This window comes from Streptomyces phaeoluteigriseus (genome assembly GCF_001896135.2).
Taxonomy (GTDB): Bacteria; Actinomycetota; Actinomycetes; order Streptomycetales; family Streptomycetaceae; genus Streptomyces; species Streptomyces phaeoluteigriseus.
In genome coordinates, this window is record NZ_MPOH02000037.1 from 1 (window position 1) to 3,314 (window position 3,314).

The window sequence follows — 3,314 nt, forward strand, 5'->3', positions numbered from 1 at the left end:
CAACCCCCACAACCCCTCCGGCGACGACACCCCACCCGGATAACGGCACGCCATCCCCACGATCGCGATCGGCTCGTGCTGCCTGTCCTCGACGTGGGTCAGCCGCTTGCGCGCGTCGCGGGCGTCGGCAATGGCCCGCTTGAGGTAGTCGCGGAGCTTTGCCTCATCCGTCACGGGTCTCAACTCCAGGAAGAAGGTGTGCGGTCGGGAGGACAGGGGCCGTGGGGCCCGGGTCAGTCGAGTTCGTCGAGAAGGGCGAAGAGTTCCTCGTCGGTCGCCGAGTCCAGGTCCGGCTCGCCGGCCGGGTCACCGGCGCCGTCCGCCACGGCCGTGGGCGCTCCTTCGGCCAGGCGCAGCAGTTCGCGCAGGCTGGACGCCACCTGGGTCCGGGTGGTCTCGTCACCGGTGGCGAGGGCCTCGATGGCCGTCCTGGCGCGAGCCAGGTCGGCGAGGACGGGGCCGGCCGGCGTGGCGGGCTCCTCGCCCGCGGTGATCTGATCGGCGAGGTGTCCGGCCAGGGCGGCGGGCGTCGGGTAGTCGAAGACGAGCGTGGAGGGCAGCCGCAGACCGGTCGCGGCGTTGAGCTTGTTGCGCAGTTCCACCGCGGTCAGCGAGTCGAAGCCCAGCTCCTGGAACGAGCGCTCGGAGTCCACCGCGTCCTGCCCGGTGTGGCCGAGTACGTCGGCGGCCTGGGCGCGCACCACGTCGGCCAGGGCCGCCGCGCGCTCGTCCGGTCCGAGTGCGGCGAGCTGCCGTATCAGGCCGGACGTGCCGTCGGCCGCCCGGCCGTTCGCGCCGGTCGTGCGGCGGGTCGGGGCGGGCGCCAGGCGGCGCAGCAGCGGATGCGCCCGTTCGCCCTGGCTGCGCAGCACCTGCATGTCGAGGTGCACCGCGGCCGTCACCGCCTCCGGCCCGGCGACGGCCGCGTCGAACAGGTCCATCGCCGCGTCCGAGGGCAGTGCCCGCAGCCCGAGCCGGGCCAGCCGCCGCAGGTCCGCCTGCGACAGGCCGCCGCTGATCGTGCTCGACTCCTGCCACAGTCCCCACGCCACCGATGTGCCGGGCAGTCCGGTCGCGCGGCGGTGGGCCGCCAGGGCGTCCAGGAAGGTGTTGCCCGCCGCGTAGTTGGCCTGGCCGGCGTTGCCGATGAGGCCGGCGACGGAGGAGTACAGCACGAACGCCGACAGGGGCAGCTCACGCGTCAGCTCGTGCAGGTTCCAGGCCGCGTCGATCTTCGGCCGCACCACCGCGTCCAGCCGTTCGGCGGTCAGGTCCCCGATGACGGTGTCGTCCAGCACGCCCGCGGTGTGTACCACCGCGCACAGCGGGGCGTCCCGCGGCACACGGTCCAGGACGGCGGCCAGTTCGGCGCGGTCGGCGACGTCGCAGGCGGCGAAGTCGACCACCGCGCCCAGTTCCTCCAGTCCCGCGCGCAGCGTGTCGGCGCCGGGGGCGTGGGCACCGCGTCGGCTGAGCAGCAACAGGCGCCGTGCCCCGTGTTCGGCCACCAGGTGCCGGGCGACCAGGGCGCCCAACGTGCCGGTCGCGCCCGTCACCAGTACGGTGCCCCGGTCCCAGCCGGGTTCCGCGCTCTCCCCGGCTTCGGCCGCGGGGCGGGCCAGGTGCGGCGTCAGCAGCCGTCCGTCCCGGATCGCGATCTGGGCCAGGCCGCTGTGCACGGCGTCGACGACGTGCCGGAACTCCTCCTCGGTGCCGGACGCCGGGTCGGCGTCGACCAGGACGATGCGGTCGGGGTTCTCGCTCTGCGCGACGCGCAGCAGGCCCCACAGTCCTGCGTGGGCCAGATCCGGCACGTCCTCGCCGACGCCCGTCGAGACCGCGCCCCGGGTCACCACGACCAGCCTGGCCGCGGACGGCGGCCGGTCGGCCAGGAACTCCCGCACCACTTCCAGCGCCCGGTGCAGGGCGTGGCGGGCGGCGGCGGGCATGCCCGCACCGGAGGCGGTGGCCTCCTCGGGGCTGCCGGGTGCCCACACGACCGTGTGCGCACCGGCCTCGGCCGCTGCCGCCAGGTCCGGGTACGACGGCGTCGGCGCGTGCGCCCACCGGCCCACCACGGCCCAGCCGGAGGTGTCCGGTTCCGAGCCGGTGCCCGGCACGTCGGCCGCCCACCGCACCGCGAACAGGCCGTCCCGCCCGGCGCCGGCGAGGCGCAGCGCGTCGCGCGTCAGCGGGCGCAGCACCAGCGACCCCGCCGACAGCACCGGCATGCCCGCCCCGTCGGCCACCGTCACGGTGGCTTCCAGCGTCTCGGGCCGCGGCCGCGTCACCGCGAGACGGACCCTGAGCACCGCGGCGCCGGCCGCGTGCACCCGTACGTCGGACCAGGCGTAGGGGATCCTCGCCGGCGCCGTCTCGTCGTCCGCCACTCCGGGGAGCAGCGCGTGCAGCGCCGCGTCCAGGGCCGCCGGGTGCAGCAGGTAGGCGCTCGCGCTGTCGCGCAGGGCGTCGGGCAGCGCGATCTCGGCGTACAGCTCGTCCGCGGTGCGCCACAGCCGTCGCAGACCGCGGAAGGCCGGGCCGTAGGCGTAGCCGTGCTCGACGAGGCGCTCGTAGGCGGTGTCCAGGTCGATCTCGTCGGCTCCGGCCGGCGGCCATGCCACCAGTGCGGTGTCACCGCCGGTGGGCTGCTCGGAGTCGAGCGTGCCGCTGGCGTTGAGGACCCAGTCGCCGTCCGCGGTGCGCGAGTGGATGTCGAGGGTGCGTGCCGACCGCTCGTCGGGGGCGCCGACGGCGACCTGCAGCTGGACGCCCTCGTGGTCGGGCAGCAGGAGCGGGGCGGCCAGGTTGAGTTCGGCGACCCGTGCCGCGCCGGTCTGCTCCGCGGCCCGCGCGGCCAGTTCGAGCAGTGCCGTGCCGGGCAGCAGGGCCGCTCCGGCGACGACGTGGTCCGCGAGCCACGGGTGCGTACGCAGGGACAGGCGTCCGGTGAACAGCGTCTCGTCCCGGCCCGCGACGCCCACGGCGGCCCCGAGCAGCGGGTGGTCCGCCGCGGTCAGGCCCAGGCCGGTGATGTCGCCGGTCGTGGCCGGCGCGTCGAGCCAGTACCGGGAGTGCTGGAAGGCGTAGGTGGGCAGCGGTGTCCGGCGGGCCGCGGGCAGGGCGGCCGACCAGTCGACCTCGGCGCCGCCCATCCACAGCAGTGCGAGGGCGCCGGTGACGGTCTCGGTCTCGGGCCGGCCCTTGCGCAGGACCGGGGTCAGGACACCGGGTTCCTCGTCGTCGAGGGCTTGTCGGGTGAGTGCGGTCAGGGTGCCGTCCGGACCCAGCTCCACGAACCGGGTCACCCCCTG

At 75.7% G+C, this 3,314-nt stretch carries 2 protein-coding genes; both read right to left on the reverse strand.

Going from position 1 to position 3,314, the window contains the following annotated elements:
• Window positions 1-174, reverse strand: a 174-nt coding sequence (locus BM536_RS44115) for a polyketide synthase docking domain-containing protein (RefSeq protein ID WP_143651094.1), incomplete at its 3' end; no start/stop codon positions are given.
• A 59-nt stretch (window positions 175-233) separates the two neighbouring features.
• A partial coding sequence (locus BM536_RS37360) for a type I polyketide synthase (protein WP_211363017.1) occupies window positions 234-3,314 on the reverse strand: 3,081 nt, incomplete at its 5' end.